The organism is Paenibacillus sp. FSL E2-0190 (assembly GCF_037992965.1).
GTDB lineage: Bacteria > Bacillota > Bacilli > Paenibacillales > Paenibacillaceae > Paenibacillus_AQ > Paenibacillus_AQ odorifer.
Map to the genome: position 1 here is coordinate 2,265,130 of NZ_CP150306.1, position 17,526 is coordinate 2,282,655.

Genomic DNA, 17,526 nt, shown 5'->3' on the forward strand with positions numbered 1-17,526 from the left:
AGGGAAAATGACCTGATATATGAGAAAAAAATCTCGATATCAATTTATTTTTTGTTTAATTTAGTAGTGAAAAAGTGAGGTATACAAAATTATGGGGTACATATCTGCTGATTTAGCATGGCCAATTTATGTTTTTTTAGCTCTATCATCCGGCATACTGGTAACAGTATATTTTATTAAAAATTCTTCTAAATATCAGAAAGAGTTTACTTGGGGTATCTGCTTAATAGGTGCAGCAGCTTTTTTTGCTGGAATTGTTAAATTGATACTTGAATTTGGTTTTGTAAAAGTTTCAGCAAATTATATTATGATCATTGTCTTTGTAGGTGTTTTTATTGGATTACCCCTAATACTTGTTGGTACCTATAAGAATGCTGGTGAGGATAAAAAATTAAAACGGATAATTTGGCTTGTTGCATTGCTTTTATTTTTATTCGCTTTACTATCTTTAATAATTGTTATAGATTTTTATTTTTAATGAGTTCGCTTTCGCCAGACGAAAATCAACACTAGTGCAATTTAATTGCAGCCTTTTTATGAAGTAATAACCTTATGAATAATTCTAAGAAGACAAGCAACATGTTCCAATATTTGGAGGCAAGTTGCTTGTCTTCTTGTAATTTAGGTACTGATGTCATATTTAATTTACTACTTGAGTTTGAACACCAATCCCAGTATTATTCCCAAACAAATCTGAGTCCGCGTTGTAGGCGGTAAAGCATATTCTGCTAGTGTTCAGGTTCGTGAGCTAATAGGGGCAAAAGTGCAAAGTGTAATTACACATTGATTACATGGATGCGCAGAATAACTATTGATTAACGACTAAGCACTAGTAAGAGAGTCATCAGAATTAGTGGCTTTTTTATATTATGACTCAAGACTTGATAAGAAAACTAATATTTAATCTGGGAAATTCATGGTGATGGAGCAAATTCTTTAGACGATATACATACAAATTGTTAAAGTTAGTAAGTCTTTTGAAAGAGGTACATATAGCAGCACAAATTACAATTCATTATGGGAATTATGATACTAACGGAAATTTGATTAAAGTTGAAGCGTAGTGAACATAAAACTCGGCTAAATGGAATATGAGCCTGGCAACGGAAAATGAAATATTTAATAAGTAACGTACAATACGGAGCTAAGTAAATGAAAAGAATGTTTTTTTCTTATGAGTAGTCTTTTTGTCTGTCTAGCATTTGTCCACCCTCCAACGGCCTCAGCTCAGGAAGCTAGTACTGGTTACATATGGTCGATATGCCAGGACCGTTCAAAATGAGAATGTGTATACTTATAATCAAGGCACATTAGAGACAAAGATCTTTGATAAATCTATGAGTTAATATTCTTATGATGGAATGAAAAATTACTCAATTAAAGTAAAGGAAATTTTGCAAAGACATATCTATTCAGTACCTCCGCAGTCTCCTACGATATTTATATCAAAGGTGTCCCTGAAAATGTTCAAGAAGTACTTTTCCTAACATGGAACGAACTAGATGTGCAAGCGGAATTGATTTTTGGTGAGAAAGTTAGTAAGGGGTCTGAAAAGGTACAGTAGTTTTTGCAAGACATACCGGACAATTCATAATTATATAATTTTGGAGCTGAGAGTATTGAAAAAAATCAAATTATTAATTTTCTTATTTGTTATTATTAGTGTTTTGCCACAAAAAACCTACGCAAAAGAGTATTTTTATGACAAAAATGGTCGATTGGAATCAGTGAAATCATTTAATAATGCTGTTGATTTTTATTATGATTTTAATGGGAATTTAATGAGGAAAAATTCGAATGGTAATTTAATAAGAAATGGGAATTTTGAAATTTCTGATACTAGCAGTGGTACTGCGAATTACTGGAACACTTATTCTGGACCGGGTTTTCTACAACCAAAGAGTGAAATAGAAGTGAATAGTGTGGTAAGTGGTAAACAGTCTCAAAAGATAATAACCAACGGTGTGGGAGGATTGTATCAGGATATACAGGTAGGTGAGGATACTGCGTTTGAGTTAAATGGTCGAATAAACCTAAGTAATATGCTGAATGGAACGGTGATGCTGAGAGTTGATTACTATAATGCTTCGGGTAATTTAATCAGTGGAGAGACTCTTGCAGAAATAGGTGTGCAAAACGTATGGACTACCATTGGAGGAGCAATAAGAACGCCAAAGGGAACGATTATGGCAAGGATACATTTTCACGTTGCCTCTTCATCTGGAGGTACATTTTTGATAGATATGGTTTCAATGCAGAAGAGCACATATGGTAATTTAATAGCAAACGGAGATTTTGAGTCATCTCAAATGAATGGTGTGGGAGATGGTTGGGGAAAATACGGGGCTATTGGTGAATATCAACTCATAGCCTCAAATGTGACTTCCGGAGCCCAGTCTCAAAAGCTTACGATGACTAACGTAGGAGGTCTGTATCAGGATATAGCTGTAAGTGGGAATACTCTATATGACTTGAATGCTCGAATAAATATAAGTAGCTTGTCGAATGGAAAGGTTCAACTGATTGTCGATTATTTTGATATTTCGGGAAAAGCGCTCGGTGGAGAGGATGTAGCGGAAATAAGTGTGCTCAATACATGGACTACCACGGGTGCAACAATAGAGACGCCAGTAGGAGCTCGAATAGCACGAATTCATATACAAGTGACCTCTTCATCTGGAGGCACAGTATTGGTAGATATGGTATCTATGAAAAAAAGTAACAACGGTAATATGTTGGCAAATGGGGATTTTGAAGCATCCCAAATTGATGGTGTTGCAGATGGATGGGGAAAATATGGAGCCACAGGAGTATACCAACTTATATGTTCGACTGTAACCTCGGGAAAACAATCCCAAAGACTTGCGATGACTGGTGCTGGGGGCTTATATCAAGATATAGCTGTAAGTGGAAATACTTTATATGACTTGAACGGCCGTATAAATATAAGTAGCCTGCAAAATGGGGCGGTAAAGCTAATCATTGATTATTTCGATCGTTCGGGAAAAGCAATCAGTGGAGTGACATTGGTAGAATTAAGTAGCTTAAACATATGGACAACCATGGGAGGCACTATTAAAACCCCTATCGGAGCCGTGATAGCGAGGATTCATGTTCACATGGCATCCTCAACTGGAGGTACATATGTAGTAGATATGGTTAATTTCAAGAAAAGTACAGATGCAAATATGCTGGCAAACGGGGATTTCGAGGCTTCTCAAATCGGTGGTGTTGCAGATGGCTGGGGGAAATATGGTGCCTATGGTGATTATCAATTGACAACCTCAATTGAAGTTTCTGGGACTCAAGCCCAAAAAATAGTAATGACCGGTGTAGGTGGAATATATCAAGAAGTAGCTGTAATTGCTGAATCATCATATACTTTGAGCGGTCTGATTAATATAATAAGTTTGCCAAGCGGAGCAGTAAAATTCATTGTAAATTATTACGATATATCCGGAAGGTTGATTAGCGGAGTCACATTGGCAGATGCAAAAGTTTTAAACAAATGGACAACTGTGAAGGGAACATTAAAGCCGCCAGTAGGGGCGGTGACAGCAAGAGTTCATGTTCACACAGATTCTACATCTGGAGCCACATATGTAGTAGATAAGGTTACCTTTAGGAAAGACGAGATGAATTGAGGCAATAGTTCTTATTAGGACTTTACTACAGGAGGAGTATATCTCTAGAAAAGATATAACTTAGATGACTATTAAAAAACCTTAATTAGCATCCATAGTAAGTTTTGTAGCACGGAGATCAAGTTACACCTGTTATAAATTTCAATTTGTATTCGAAAAAATCATGGCATTCTTTAAAAAAGGGCATAGCTTGAATCACAAACGAAGCCAGCGGATAACGCAACGTGAGGAACTTCAGTGTCGAGTGAGGCCAAAATGAAAGCTCTCTAGGCAACCTTTACAATCAGTAGAATATTTGCTCAAGTGTCAAACATAGCATTTCTCTAATAAAAGTGTAATAGAATTCCATTATTGATTTAATTAAGAGTTTATATAACTGATAATAGGAGAGTTCAAATGTTGAAACGTATGACTACTCATCGTGTCTTGTTTACTGAAAATGAGGATTTAGTATTTGAAGACTTTCCGAATTGCTTACAGAAGTTTGTAAATGAGATTATCACAAAATCAAACTAGTGTTATGTATAGGGGGGTGGTGATTTGCAATGGAAAAATTGTAATGAGTGGGTGCCTACAGACGGCTTTATTTTAGAAGATGCAGCGATGCTTGTTGCTACTTGCAATACTAACAAATTAGTAATGGCAGGTCCTGGTTCAGGGAAAACAGAACTATTGGCACAAAGAGCTAGCTTTCTGTTAGAAACCAATACATGTATAAATCCCCAAAAGATACTTGCTATAAGTTTCAAGAAGGACGCTGCTCAAAATCTAAAAGACCGTGTTGAGCGGTAAAGAATTAGTGTCAAGATTTGATTCTATGACATTCGATGCATTTGCTAAATCGTTGCTAGATCGCTTTATGAATGGACTGCCTACCAATATTAAGCCTAATAAAAACTATGATATAGGTCAAAACAGTGAAAACAATGGTGTAAGTATCCTGTCTTTTTTAGCTATTTCAAAGTTAGCCACTGAACTTATCAGAACAAACCCTATGATAAAAAAGTCATTACAATTAACGTATAGCCATATTTTTTTGGATGAGTTTCAAGACACTACTACAATACAATATGAGCTTATTAAAGCCTGTTTTCTAGATTCTAAAGCTATATTTACTGCTGTAGGAGATAGTAAACAACGGATCATGCTTTGGGCAGGTGCAAGGAAAACAGTTTTTGATGACTATTCAAGTGATTTCAAGGCTACAAAAGAAATTTTGTTAATGAATCATCGGTCAACACCACGTCTTGTAGAAATACAAAAGGCCATGTATGCCAATTTAAATGAGAATGCAACTGATATTCAGTCTTCTCCTAAATGGGATAGTCAAATGGGTGAAGCTTACCTGAGATTTTTCTATGATGAATATGCCGAAGCTGATGTTTTGTGCAATGAAATAATAGATTTAATAAAAAATGGTGTTAAGACCAATGATATATGTATTCTTGTTAAGCAAACAGTGGATGCATACAGTGAGAATGTAATTAAACGACTAGAAACTAGTGGTATTAAGGCAAGAAATGAAACTGTCTATCAAGATTTGTTAAAGGAAGAAATTGTTAAGGTTCTGGCTTTGATTTTTATGCTTACTGCATCGAAACCAAATCCGCATGCATGGAGGTATATAAATAACTTTCTTTGTGAAATTGAATCGTTGGATGAGAATTCAAAGGCAGAAGAGTTTATTCGTATTGAAAACGAAGTGAATGAAGTAATTAGGACATTCTCTAAAAACATTCATGGTATTACCGATGAGGAGATCTTTAATCAAAATGTCGATATCATTCTGGAGAAATTATCGTATGACAGGCTTGCTGCAATGTTCCCAGAATATAAGAACAAAGCCTATTATTTGAAGATAATAATGAATTTTAAAAAGTTATTGTGGATGGAGTACTTGGTTTCAAATGATTGGAAAGTTGCTGTTGAGAATTTTATGGGTGAAAACTCAATTCCAATCATGACAATTCATAAAAGTAAAGGATTGGAATATCATTCAGTATTTTTTATTGGATTTGAAGATTCTGCCTTCTGGAATTTCACAAAGCAACCGGATGAAGATAAATGTGCATTTTTCGTAGCTCTATCAAGAGCTAAAGCACGTGTGGATTTTACCTTTTGTAGTTCTAGAAAAACAAGGTTTACCGACGTACAGAGTAACGAAAGAATAAATGAACTTTATGAGATGTTAACGAAAACGGGTTTGGTTAAAGAAATATATCACTAACAACAAGGGTGATTTACTTCTGGTTCATGGTAATTAACCTAAGAAATAGCTATACATTGCTTAGCTAATTTGGTTTATTATGATGTAGAAGATGGAATTATTAGGAAAAAAAGTGAGGATTGCAAATGAAACAATTGTAAGATGCGAAGAGAGTAATACTGAAATGATCATTCACGTTAATGTTTTTGATTTTTCTCTTACAAAATTGATTCAATAAAGATACTATGGGTTTTCTAATCAGCGTGAATTAACAAACAAGTTTTGGAGGTAAACATTGGAGAACTTACTTAAAGATGTTCACTCGGTTTTTAATAACATAAACAACTATTTCGTAGTTGAAGAATCAATGAAGGTTTGTGAAAAGTACTGCTTACTTGAGCATAAAATGAAAAAATGTATCGCAACGATTGAGAGTATCATTGATGTATGTATTGATCAAGAAAACAAGCTAGATCGAAAATTGATCTATAATTATTTTATAGAAACATCAATGTTAATGGATTTAATATTTAAGACTTACAATATTTATTATAAGAATGATAAGAAACAAAAGTATAATTCGTTCTATAAAGAATTTGAATCGAACTTAAAAGAACATGAAAAAGAACTTTTAAAGTTACAGTGGTATAAAGAAATTGCATCATTAAGGAATTTAAGAATCCATGAGTATGAAGACTTATCAATAATTATTGTGGATAATAAATTGTATTTTCAGCATTTTGATGAATTTGAATATCCAACAATTATTAGTGAGTATTCTGACGATAGATTTTATGTTAGCTTTCTCTATTATTCTGTTGAGAAATTGAATTGTATTCTTAATTTAATGAGCATAATATTTGACGTAATTGTAAAACGAAATACAAAATGGGGGACAGAAATTTTAGTAGAGAAGGCGAGTAAATATAAAGTATGTGAAGCTCATTTATTAATTAATGAAAAATATGATGCTATATTCAATAGAACAATTGAAATCAAAAACTCTTTGGATGCAGAAACAAAACAAATTTTAAGATTCTTAAGACTATTTGAACGCAAAGAAGAGAAACTAAATGGAATAGTTGATCTCATAGAAAAAGGTGAATTTGACGAATTGCCACTTTTCTATGAGCTTGAATCATATTTTCAACTTTCAATAATTAAATATAATAATAATCAATACAAAGATGGTATAAACTTACTTTGGACGTGTATAGGGAAACATTACAATTCTGCATTTCTATCAAATTTGATTTTTGGTTACATTAAATCACCAGATTTGATTAGTGATAATATTATGAAAAAACTAGATCATTTGATTGAGATAAATATTACTGAATGTTTAATGAATCAGCATTTTGAGTTTTTCTCTAATGCATCGAGTTATTACAGAAATACTAATCGAGAAAGTGAAGCTTTAAAACTGGCTCAAATTGGTGTAGAGCTTGAACCGATGGGATGTCGTGATTTAAATCTGCTATATAACTATGCTTGTTTATTACAAAGAACAGGTGAGCGTAGTAATATTAGCAAAGCAAAAAATGTTTTTTTAAGAATCATTGAGTTAGAACCGACGGATTGTGATTCGTATCACCATGTTATAGAATGCTGTTATTTGCTAGGAACATATGATGAATTGAATTATTATTTTAATGAAGCGAAGGTGTTATTTCCACAGGATGATAAATGGTTACAAATAGAATTAAGTAAGAAATAACATTTTAATAGAGCAAAGCAAGGATAAGATTGTTAAAAGATTGATCGACGATATGCAGAACAGATATATGATTGATGCCATGATTACTGGAACTCCGAACGACCGAGATGGAATAAATACACAGGTTGATATGTATGAGTAATGGATTCATATAATTTCAAAAGAGCTGATGATAAGCGGGATGATTGATAAAGAGCATGACAGAAAGACGATAAAAGAAATCGAAAGCATGAGCTTGTATAATATTCTTGAACTTCGTGATTTCTATATAAAGCTGGGCAATGAGGATGAAGTCTACTAAAGATGGTTTAACTGATCCGAGATAAAGACAGATGGAACTTGAAATGAGTTATCGGAAGTCAAAGAGTCTGGTATATTATCTGATGTTTCAAGTTGGCATAACATTAACTCTTCGTCTATCTGTTATTTAAGCCTTAAAATAACGCATAAATAGAGCAAAAGTGAATATCTGAAATTATTGCATGTAGGAATAAACATTGCTTCTTCACCGTGAATAAGTTGCAGATCAAGAGGAAGTAATTTATAAATTTGTCAGGTGTAGTAATCATTTGTAAGAAGTGTATTTCATAAAACGTTGTGGTTATATAATGGAGATCACAACGTTAGGTTTGCTTCCAATATACACAAGACTCTTGGCCATCTAAAACAATATAATGTAAAAATCTTGTGTTCTAGCCGAGCTCCACCACTGAAACATCATTAAGTGAATGTTAGGTGGCTTAAGGCGCTTATTTCATTAATAACACTTTATGTTCTATAAGTCGTAAGGTAAACTCCTCTACATCATATGTCTGCGATCACTACTCAAGCCATGCGGAGTGCGGAAATAAATAGTATTATTAATGGGGACGAACTGGGGACAAAACTCGTCACCAAGCATCCTATAAGAACTCAATAGATCTTATGACATTAGATAAAACCTATATATAATAAGCTGTTTTCGTAATTAATCTTACTATATCCTAGACCATCTCTATCGCTGGCAGCGATGAGGTCAGGGGTTCGATCCCCCTTGGCTCCACCAAACATCATATGGACTCTTAGCTCAGTTGGTAGAGCAGTAGACTCTTAATCTATTTGTCCAGGGTTCGAGCCCCTGAGAGTCCATCCTAAAGAAACGGCAGAAATGCCGTTTTTTTGCTGTTTGGGGAAGAGTGACTTTTTATTTGGTTTTGATCGTGGTATAGTTTGGGTAGATAAAACGTACAATGCAAAGAGAGTCGTGCGGAAACACGACTCCCAGTGCAATAGCCGCTTTTAAGGGCGGCGGCTCCGGAAGTTTAGTCAGGAAATAGACCGCATTCCTTTGCGAGAGGGCGGTCTATTTCTTTTTGAGGTAGTTGAGCAATGCAATAATGAACATGCCGAACATGAACATCAATGACAATTGCTGGCTCCAATTACAGACAATCCATATCTAAAGAAACAGCAAGATGCTGTTTCTTTTTTTGTTCCCATTTATTAATTATCATTAAATCCATTAAACTCCTGAAGCATTTGAATAAAGGTTTCAAGCTGTTGATTATCCCATTGAGCTATGCGCTCATAAAATATGAATTCCTTATCCTGCAGCGCATCAAAGGTTTTTTGTCGTCCAAGTTCAGTGAGTGTAAGAAGGATGGCTCGACGATCATTAGGAGAGTCTTCTCTTCTAACATAACCCAAATTCTCGAGTTGCTTGATGAGACGGCTGACTGAACTACGATCCATAGCCGTTGATTCTGCCAACACAGAGGCGCTTGTTGGTCCATAAGAGTACAGCCAACGGACTATATGGAAAGCAGCAGGCTGTATAGATGAATCGAAAGCGGCAGCAGTTCTGACATTTAGGGCATGCGAAGCACTAATGAGGGCACTAATTTGTCCACCTAGCTTCAGTTCTAATTGCCCTCTCAACGTGTCTTTACGTTCGGCATTCATTGTTTTGACCACCTAACCTTGTATTTTAAAGTTGTCATACATCTATTTAGTTGACATATGTCAATCATCAACATATAGTTGATATATATCAATTATATGATTTGGACAATACGCTGTCAAAATGAAATTGCCCCTGATGAATTCCTGATATAAAGGAGAATGTAGATGATGACAAAGCCGATTATTGTAATTACTGGAGCTACAAGCGGTTTGGGACAACTCGTTGCACTTGAAATGGCTAAGCGAGGTGCCCATCTTGTTCTGACTGCAAGGAGTAAAACGCGTTCGGAAGCAACTGGAAAAATGATAAAGGAGAGCGTACCAGCAGCCGAAATTAGTTTTTTTTACGGAGACCTATCCTCAATGAGGGATGTCACTAGGTTAGGACAAGAAATATCTAATGTTTTTCCGAAGATAGACGTGTTAATAAATAACGCAGGGCTTCATGGGTTTGAACAGCGGATAACTGCCGATGGATTCTCAGAAATGATGGCTGTGAACTATTTTGCACCATGGTTATTGACACATACCTTAGAACGTTCTTTGAGAGCAGCAGGAAGTGCAAAAATCATAAATGTTGCTTCAGAAGCTTCACGCCGTCATGGAGTACTAAAGTTGCCAGGAGATTTGCTCAATACAGCTTCTTTTACTTCCAGAGGATCTTCTGAGATTTATGGGAAAACCAAACTGTTAAATATTATGTTTACCAGTGAGCTTGCACGCCGCTGGGCAGGAACGGGAATCAGTGTTCATGCATTGAATCCGGGTTTTAACGTTACAGGTCTCGGGCGTGAACTTTGGTTTTCTTCGATGCTTAAGCACTTATTGAATTTCTTTCGTATTGGCGATCCTCGTAAAGGAGCGGAGATCATTATTCGTTTAATGACCGATCCTAAGTATCAAGAGAGCAGTGGGGGATATTTTAACGTTGGGACAGGCAATCCCATTGTACCCGTACAACCGGGAGGAGATAAGGTAATGGAAAATAAATTATGGAACGATACGCGAGACATTTTGCAGCAGAAAGGTTTATTTGGAAACTGATTTAATTAGTGAAACTAACCTCATGTCCGTTCGAATCACCCATTCATGATCCTGCGGACTGTATAGCTCTTATTTTCTTTATTTAATGAAATTAGTCGAGTGATCGGACCGTATCGCACTTATTCCCTCATCAGTAGCAGTATTTTGCTTTTAAAAGACTAGATAAGTGCGTAGGAGTCCGATAGCTTGGGAAAACGCCTCATAATGAGAAAATAAGAGCACCTCGGTCCGTTGTATCTCAACCTTCCGCCAGTCCGACATTTTATAGTACTACGATCAGAAATAGACCGATCCCTTGTGAGAGAGGGCGGTCTATTTTACCGTTCCCGTTAGTTACCGTATTCCTTCAAAAGCGTACCTCACCAACTGCTGCACATAAGCATCGTCTATGGGTTGGCCGGTCACCAGCAAGCGGTAGAATATCGGCCCGTAAATAAGATCGGTAACAACTTCAATATCGAGATTATCCTTCAATTCCCCGCGCTGAACACCCCGTTCCATAAGCAGCCGTGCCTCAAGCCGACGAGGCTGGAAATATCGGGTCCGATAAGCTTCCGCCAAGCCTGAATCCATCTGTCCTTCGCCAATGATCTCCGTAATGATTTTACCCTCTCGACTAATCAGGAACCGGGATAAGTTCGTTGCATGCATGAGAATATCATCGAATACTGAACCTGTGTCAGGTACGGGCAGTCTGTCCGCAGCCGAGGATAGGAATCCATCCATCACCACGGCAGCCTTGTTAGGCCACCATTTATATATCGTAGCTTTGCTGACCTTGGCACGATCCGCTATTTTTTCTACCGTAACTGCTCCAAAACCATTTTCCAATAACAAATCATAGGAAGCGGAAAGAATAGACTTCTCCGTCTCAACATTACGCGGACGTCCTCGTTTACTCTCCATCTGAAATCACCCTTTCGTTAATCTGTCTCCAATCAAAATATAAACTATACGTTCAGTATACTAAAAAAATCTGGGAAAATAAATGACCATCGCCTATTTACAAAACGATACGTTCAGTATATTATTTAAACATGAATTAGTGAACTGAACGTATAGTATTTAAATTATTATGACCATCTGAGGAGGATTCACATGCAAAAAGAACAAGCGGCGAAAGAGAACCACATTTCAAGTTGGATGATGTTTATGTTAGCAGCGGCATGCGGGCTTATCGTGGCCAATCTTTATTATGCTCAAACCCTTGTCGGACCTATCAGTGTCTCGACAGGACTTTCTTCTACAGCCGCAGGCTTGATCGTCACTTTAACTCAAATCGGTTATGTTGTAGGTTTGTTATTTATCGTGCCGCTGAGTGACATTGTTGAGAATCGGCGTCTCACGATAATCACGTTAATGGTTGCAGTGGGTGCATTGCTGGTTGCAGCCTTCGCAGCTAATGCGCCTTTGTTCCTGACAGCATCTTTGTTTATAGGAACCGGTTCTGTGGTAGCTCAAATCCTGGTGCCTTATGCCACCTATTTAGCGTCTGAAGAGCAGCGTGGGCGTGTGGTTGGTAATGTTATGAGTGGACTTTTACTTGGTATTATGTTTGCCCGGCCCGTGGCAAGCTTTATCACCAGCATCTGGGGATGGCAAGCCGTGTTTATTTTTTCAGCGGTCGTTATCACGTTGTTAGCCATTCTTCTGTCGCGATTTCTTCCTCAACGTAAACCTGCACCTTCGGTAAGCTATGGTAAATTAATTGTCTCTTTAGGCACCCTTTTAAAACAAACGCCTATATTGCGGCGACGTGCCTTATATCAAGCTTGTTTATTTGGAGCTTTTAGTCTCTTTTGGACGGTGGTTCCGTTGCGGTTGGCGGATGATTTTGGAATGTCGCAGCAAGGTATCGCTTGGTTTGCTTTAGTAGGTGTTGGTGGGGCTGTAGCCGCGCCGATTGCTGGAAGACTGGCAGATAAAGGTTGGAGCAAATGGTTAACCGGACTGGCCATGATCATAGCCACCTTGTCTTTTTTACTAATTCATCTTTTCCATAGCCACTCAACTTTTGCTCTCGTTCTGCTCTTTATTTCCGCGATTACATTGGATATGGCCGTATCTGGAAATCTTGTACTCGGACAGCGTGTGATTTATTCATTGGGAAGTGAAGCGAGGGGACGTCTTAATGGGATCTTTATGGCGATTTTCTTCGTGGGTGGAGCCGTTGGATCATCTTTGGGTGGTTGGGCTTATGCCTATGGGGGATGGACCTTCGCTTCACTCATCGGAGTGATCCTGCCGCTATTGGCTTTGGTTTACTTTTTCACTGAAAAAAGATCAACTAAAGCTGTTGAATAAAGCCTTGCTTTAAGTGTGGGGGTTGGGTTTACGGCAGAATAGACCGCTACCTTTGGTTAGGGCGGTCTATTTCTTTTTGAGGTAATAACGCTTGATAAACGTTAGTTATGCTCCGCTAACTGCACCTCAAACCCGTCCGGGTCCAGGATATAAAAGAACCGCAGGTGGGGATTGGGTGCGATTGGTCCGCGCGCTACTGGGATACCTTGGCTTTTTAAACTCTCCATCGCTTCATCAAGTGACTCCACTTCGAAACCCACAGAAACGCCACATTCCGGCTTCAAAGCCGGGTCACTTCCCTGAATAAGCTCGATCTTGGGTTGCCCTTCCAGACCTAACATGACGATCTGTTTTCCACTGCTCTCAAATCTACGCTCAATGGGTAGACCCAGTATCCGGTTATAAAAATGAAGGGAAGCCTCCAGATCGCGGACCCGAAGCGTAATCCAATTCATACTCAATTTCATGGTTTTATAGTCTCCTCTGATGAATATTCTATTTCGTATATTATACGCTATCGTCTTGCCCGGAAACAGGGAGAATGGGAATCAAGAACGTTTAATGAGGATAAAAGCCCGCAAAATCAGCTGTGCAACCAGTGGTTGACAGTATGTAAGGGTAGATAGGTAGTCAATTACAGAACGTTATAATATGATGAGCATGAGGTGATGGCGAATGGACTTTGCAAATAAATTGCAAAGCTATAGGAAACAGAGAGGAATGTCCCAGGAGAACTTAGCGGAGGTGATTGGTGTTTCGCGGCAAGCCGTGTCTAAGTGGGAATCAGGTCAATCCTATCCCGAAATGGATAAGATGATTAGTTTAAGTGAATTATTTCACGTAAGTTTGGATCATCTGGTGAAGGATGCTTCAAGCGATACCAAAGCAGAGCATGTCGCAAGCCCCGTATATGTAGATCTGAATTCCTTGTTTCATTATGAGTACAAAAGTAAGAGAACATGCTTTGGAATTCCTCTGGTTCATATCCATATCGGGCGGGGGCTATACGTTGCCAAAGGGGTTATTGCCATAGGTAATGTTGCGATTGGTGCGGTATCCATTGGTATTGTTGCTTTGGGCGGATTATGTTTAGGTGCGCTTGCTTTAGGACTCATCAGTTTTGCAGGTCTGGCTCTAGGGCTTTTGTTAGCCGTTGGGGGCATTGCGGCGGGTACAATGGCCGTTGGTGGAATAGCATTGGGGATATTTGCTGTTGGAGGTTTAGCTGTAGGTATGTTCTCCTTGGGTGGTCTCTCTATCGCTTCCCATATTGCAATGGGTGGATATGCAAGCGGGCATATAGCTATAGGGGATACCGTAAAAGGTGCTTATACCTTTATTACTCAAGATAATAATTTCAACGATATCAAGGGGGAGGAGGTAAGAAAGTTAATTCAGCAAGAATATCCACATCTTTGGAAGCCCATTGTGCAGGGAATTATTTCAATCTTCAAATAGCTGATTAATTTGCGGAAATTTCTTTACGGTTGTTTCATATGGATATAATTTGGGTAATAAACGATTGGCGTTTGTCATATATTGATCCGGCAAAAATACTTGTTGCTCAGCAACAAGTATTTTGATTTTGTGTTGGATATTTGTGAAAATATAAAACCTGATATTAGATTTTTTGCTGAAAACCGAAATTTTTACAGAGGAGTATTTATTTGAAAAGCATTCATAAGCGCTTATTATTCTTGCTGCTTGTGTTTATAATTCTACCGTATTTTTTATCCGTGTTGTTGATCTATCGGCAGACGAAAGAGAATGTGGAACGACATGAACTTGAGAACAGCCAAGAGCAAATTCAGCAGGCGTCAGCCGATCTAGAGCAATATTTTGATGAAATCATTAATCTTCCATATATTTTATACCGAAATCCAGACTTATTCAGGGTGTTTGAAGAAGGGTTAGAAGAAGATTTTTATTACAAGCAGCTTGAAATTAATAAGGGTATGACTAACTTCTATCTCATGAGGAGTGAAATTCGTCAGATCCGTTTATTCATAAATGAAGGGAAAAGCTCATTTACAGTTTATAATGCCATGTTAAGTTCCCGTAAAAGGAATCCGGATTTATTACAGCAAGCTTCCATTCAGAAGCTGATGAGCTCTAATAGCAATGATCTTATTGAAGCTCCGCATCCGATTGAGAACTATAACGATACCTCCATTATGCCTCCTTCGGATAAAACGATGGTCTTGACGGTTCATCACAAAATTGTGGATGTCCTAACACAGGAATTTCTGGGCGTCATCACTATAGATATTGATTTGGACAAGATTGCTCATATCGCTAATCATTTTCTACAGAAAAATAAAGAGAGCGTATGGCTTTCCGATGCGGAGAATCATGTCATTTACGCAAGTGATGAAACATGGATAGGCAAAACCGTTCCCGATGAACTGCAAAGGAAAATAAGTCCGATACAGGCAGATACTAAATCTCCAGAAGGAGATATTGTGTTTACTAGAACATTGCAGGAACCGATAAAAGCGTGGCATTTTGCTAAGGTAACCCCGAGCTCTTTTTTATTTGAAGATGTAAGGAAAACCGCCTATACAAACATCATCGTAGGTGTGGTTGTAGGTGGACTGGGCTTGATAATGATAACAATCATTTCTTATGGATTTACACGGCCGATAAAACTGCTTAGTCAAAAAGTCCAGCGTATCGAGGGGAGGAATATGAATGCCCCATTCGACGATATGCGGGAGGACGAAATCGGTATTCTAGAAAGACATATCAAGGAGATGATGAATCGGATCAACCGTCATATTGACCGGGAGTATAAGCTTGAGATAGAGAACAGGAAAAATCAGCATAGGGCGCTAAAGTCGCAAATCAATCCGCACTTTTTATTTAATTCTTTACAATCCATTGCTGCTGTTGCCCTACTCTCTGAATCTCCAAAAGTATATCAACTGATTACCTCTTTATCCAAAATGATGCGGTACTCGATTCGTGTGGATCAGAAGGCGACGGTTCAAAGCGAAGTGGATTATGTCCAGGCTTATTTGAATCTTCAAGCGGAACGTTTTCAGACTGATTTTAGCTATTCCATTGATGTACCTAAAGATATTCTTGATATTCCGGTTCCTAGTATGATCTTGCAGCCGCTCGTTGAGAACTTTTTTAAGCACTGTTATGACGAGGGCTATGAACAAGCTTACATCCATATTTATGGTGAAATACAAGGTGAATATTTGAATCTAGTCGTAGAAAATAACGGAAACAGCGTGACGGATGATGAACTTGAGACATTAAAAAATAATCTCTACACATCGGTTAACGAAGGCAATCCTTCTTTTGCACATATCGGGTTAAAAAACATTCATGATCGCTTGGTTCTTCATTTCGATCAGACAGCGGGAATCAAACTAGATTCGATGCAGGGACAAGGGTTCACTGTACGGCTAGTAATTCCACTCTACCTAAAGGAGAAGTAACGTTTATGAAAGCTCTTATTGTAGATGATGAGTCTAATGTTAGAAAAATCATCCGTTTTTTGGGACGGTGGGAACAATACGGGATTACCGAAGTGCTGGAAGCCAGAAATGGTCTCGAGGCTAAGGCGTTGATTGAGCAGAAATCTCCAGAAATCATAATGACAGATGTCAAAATGCCCAAAAATAGCGGGATGGAGTTAATCGAGTGGTTGGCTGCTAAAGACTATCCGGGAAAAGTGATTATGATTTCAGGGTTTGACGATTATTGTTTCATGCGCAAAGCGTTTAAGCTGGGATGCTTTGATTATTTGATGAAGCCAATTGAAGAGAAAATGCTGAATGAAACTTTAGAAGGGGCGTTGAGAGCCTGGGAACAAGAAGAGGGAGAACGTCGCAATATGGAGTCCGGATTTTATGAAGAGGTAAAAATGTTTCGCTTAAACAGGGAGATTACTGCTGCTTGTAACGGTGAAGCTTTTGATGCAGGCGAAATTGCCTCGGCTCTCCCACAGGCAGAAGTATACGACTTCACCATGATGTATTTTTACCAATCTCATTATTCGGAGCCATACATTCAGCTTTTGACCGAAGAGCTGGCTACACGGGAGTGGGGAAATGCATTTACGCTTCAAAATGATCCTAATGTCTGTGTGATTCTGTCCCTTCATGGACAGTTTTTCCCGATAGAGGAATGGATTACCCAGCATTTTGATATACCTGTTCGTTTGGTTAGTGGCCCCTCCATCCAATCGCTCGCAGAGATATCGTTATCTTTTCAATCTGTACAAAGGTCTATGGCTGAACAAAATTTTAGAGCAATCCATCGTTTGGCGGATTTAGATGATGTTAGGCGTATGAATGATATTGTCGCATTTGTTGATGAGCATTATATGGAAGAGCTAAGTTTGGACAAATTATCCACCCGTTTTTTTCTGAGCCGAGAACATATCTCGCGGAGATTTAAGCAAGAAGTAGGGATGACTCTTACTAACTACGTCATTCATTTACGAATAAATCAAGCGAAACAGTGGTTACTAGAATCGGATGAAAAGATGTACTCGATTGCCTTAAAGCTAGGGTATCAAGATGAGATTTATTTCTCTAAGCTGTTCAAAAAAAACGTCGGTATGACGCCTGCTGAATATCGTAATTCACAGGGAGCAAGAGAAATAGACGCGGAAGTCAGGATAGCCAATACATAAGTTCATTGTTGAATGCATC

13 protein-coding genes and 1 tRNA gene are annotated in these 17,526 nt (G+C 38.1%); 11 read left to right on the forward strand and 3 right to left on the reverse strand.

Translation table 11 applies throughout. The features are described 5' to 3' along the window. Positions 1–91: 91 nt before the first annotated feature. The 6 genes from NST25_RS09645 to NST25_RS09670 all read left to right on the forward strand — a co-directional run bounded on the left by NST25_RS09645 (position 92) and on the right by NST25_RS09670 (position 8,695). Entirely contained in the window at positions 92–478 is a 387-nt protein-coding gene (locus NST25_RS09645; RefSeq protein WP_339190357.1) for a hypothetical protein, read from the forward strand. Between the two features lie 1,141 nt (positions 479–1,619). Then, the gene (locus tag NST25_RS09650; protein WP_339190359.1) at positions 1,620–3,644 is read left to right on the forward strand and encodes a hypothetical protein; all 2,025 of its coding nucleotides are present in this window, start codon (positions 1,620–1,622) and stop codon (positions 3,642–3,644) included. Between the two features lie 540 nt (positions 3,645–4,184). Beyond that, the gene (locus NST25_RS09655; protein WP_339190361.1) at positions 4,185–4,436 is read left to right on the forward strand and encodes a UvrD-helicase domain-containing protein; all 252 of its coding nucleotides are present in this window, start codon (positions 4,185–4,187) and stop codon (positions 4,434–4,436) included. After that, positions 4,426–5,871, forward strand: coding sequence for an ATP-dependent helicase (locus NST25_RS09660; protein ID WP_340393863.1), 1,446 nt, complete (start codon positions 4,426–4,428; stop codon positions 5,869–5,871). The genes NST25_RS09655 and NST25_RS09660 overlap by 11 nt, the downstream gene beginning before the upstream one ends. Positions 5,872–6,145: 274 nt before the next feature. Then, complete coding sequence (locus NST25_RS09665; protein ID WP_339190364.1) at positions 6,146–7,567, forward strand: hypothetical protein; 1,422 nt, start codon at positions 6,146–6,148, stop codon at positions 7,565–7,567. A 1,055-nt stretch (positions 7,568–8,622) separates the two neighbouring features. Next, positions 8,623–8,695, forward strand: a tRNA-Lys gene (locus NST25_RS09670). Positions 8,696–9,049: 354 nt separating this feature from the next. Here the strand turns inward: NST25_RS09670 and NST25_RS09675 are convergent. Beyond that, positions 9,050–9,508 (reverse strand): MarR family transcriptional regulator, encoded by a 459-nt coding sequence (locus NST25_RS09675; protein ID WP_076124930.1) that lies wholly within the window; start codon positions 9,506–9,508, stop codon positions 9,050–9,052. A 165-nt stretch (positions 9,509–9,673) separates the two neighbouring features. Between NST25_RS09675 and NST25_RS09680 the strand changes: the two genes are divergently transcribed. After that, positions 9,674–10,552, forward strand: a complete 879-nt coding sequence (locus NST25_RS09680) for an SDR family NAD(P)-dependent oxidoreductase (RefSeq protein WP_339190368.1) — start codon at positions 9,674–9,676, stop codon at positions 10,550–10,552. A 333-nt stretch (positions 10,553–10,885) separates the two neighbouring features. On the opposite strand, the gene NST25_RS09685 is transcribed toward NST25_RS09680, so the two are convergent. Then, positions 10,886–11,458 carry a TetR/AcrR family transcriptional regulator gene (locus NST25_RS09685; protein ID WP_076184291.1) on the reverse strand — a complete coding sequence of 191 codons (573 nt, stop codon included), beginning with the start codon at positions 11,456–11,458 and terminating at the stop codon, positions 10,886–10,888. A gap of 192 nt (positions 11,459–11,650) precedes the next feature. Here NST25_RS09685 and NST25_RS09690 point away from each other — a divergent pair, with 192 nt between their 5' ends. Beyond that, on the forward strand, positions 11,651–12,856 hold the full coding sequence (locus tag NST25_RS09690; RefSeq protein ID WP_340393866.1) for an MFS transporter: 1,206 nt from the start codon (positions 11,651–11,653) through the stop codon (positions 12,854–12,856). A gap of 101 nt (positions 12,857–12,957) precedes the next feature. Here the strand turns inward: NST25_RS09690 and NST25_RS09695 are convergent, their stop codons facing one another. Next, positions 12,958–13,323 carry a VOC family protein gene (locus NST25_RS09695; protein WP_051491055.1) on the reverse strand — a complete coding sequence of 122 codons (366 nt, stop codon included), beginning with the start codon at positions 13,321–13,323 and terminating at the stop codon, positions 12,958–12,960. A gap of 208 nt (positions 13,324–13,531) precedes the next feature. Here NST25_RS09695 and NST25_RS09700 point away from each other — a divergent pair, with 208 nt between their 5' ends. The 3 genes from NST25_RS09700 to NST25_RS09710 all read left to right on the forward strand — a co-directional run bounded on the left by NST25_RS09700 (position 13,532) and on the right by NST25_RS09710 (position 17,507). Next, entirely contained in the window at positions 13,532–14,314 is a 783-nt protein-coding gene (locus NST25_RS09700) for a helix-turn-helix transcriptional regulator (protein WP_036679206.1), read from the forward strand. Positions 14,315–14,523: 209 nt separating this feature from the next. Continuing rightward, complete coding sequence (locus NST25_RS09705; protein ID WP_340393869.1) at positions 14,524–16,305, forward strand: histidine kinase; 1,782 nt, start codon at positions 14,524–14,526, stop codon at positions 16,303–16,305. A 5-nt stretch (positions 16,306–16,310) separates the two neighbouring features. Next, positions 16,311–17,507, forward strand: a complete 1,197-nt coding sequence (locus NST25_RS09710) for a helix-turn-helix domain-containing protein (protein WP_340393871.1) — start codon at positions 16,311–16,313, stop codon at positions 17,505–17,507. Positions 17,508–17,526 lie beyond the last annotated feature (19 nt).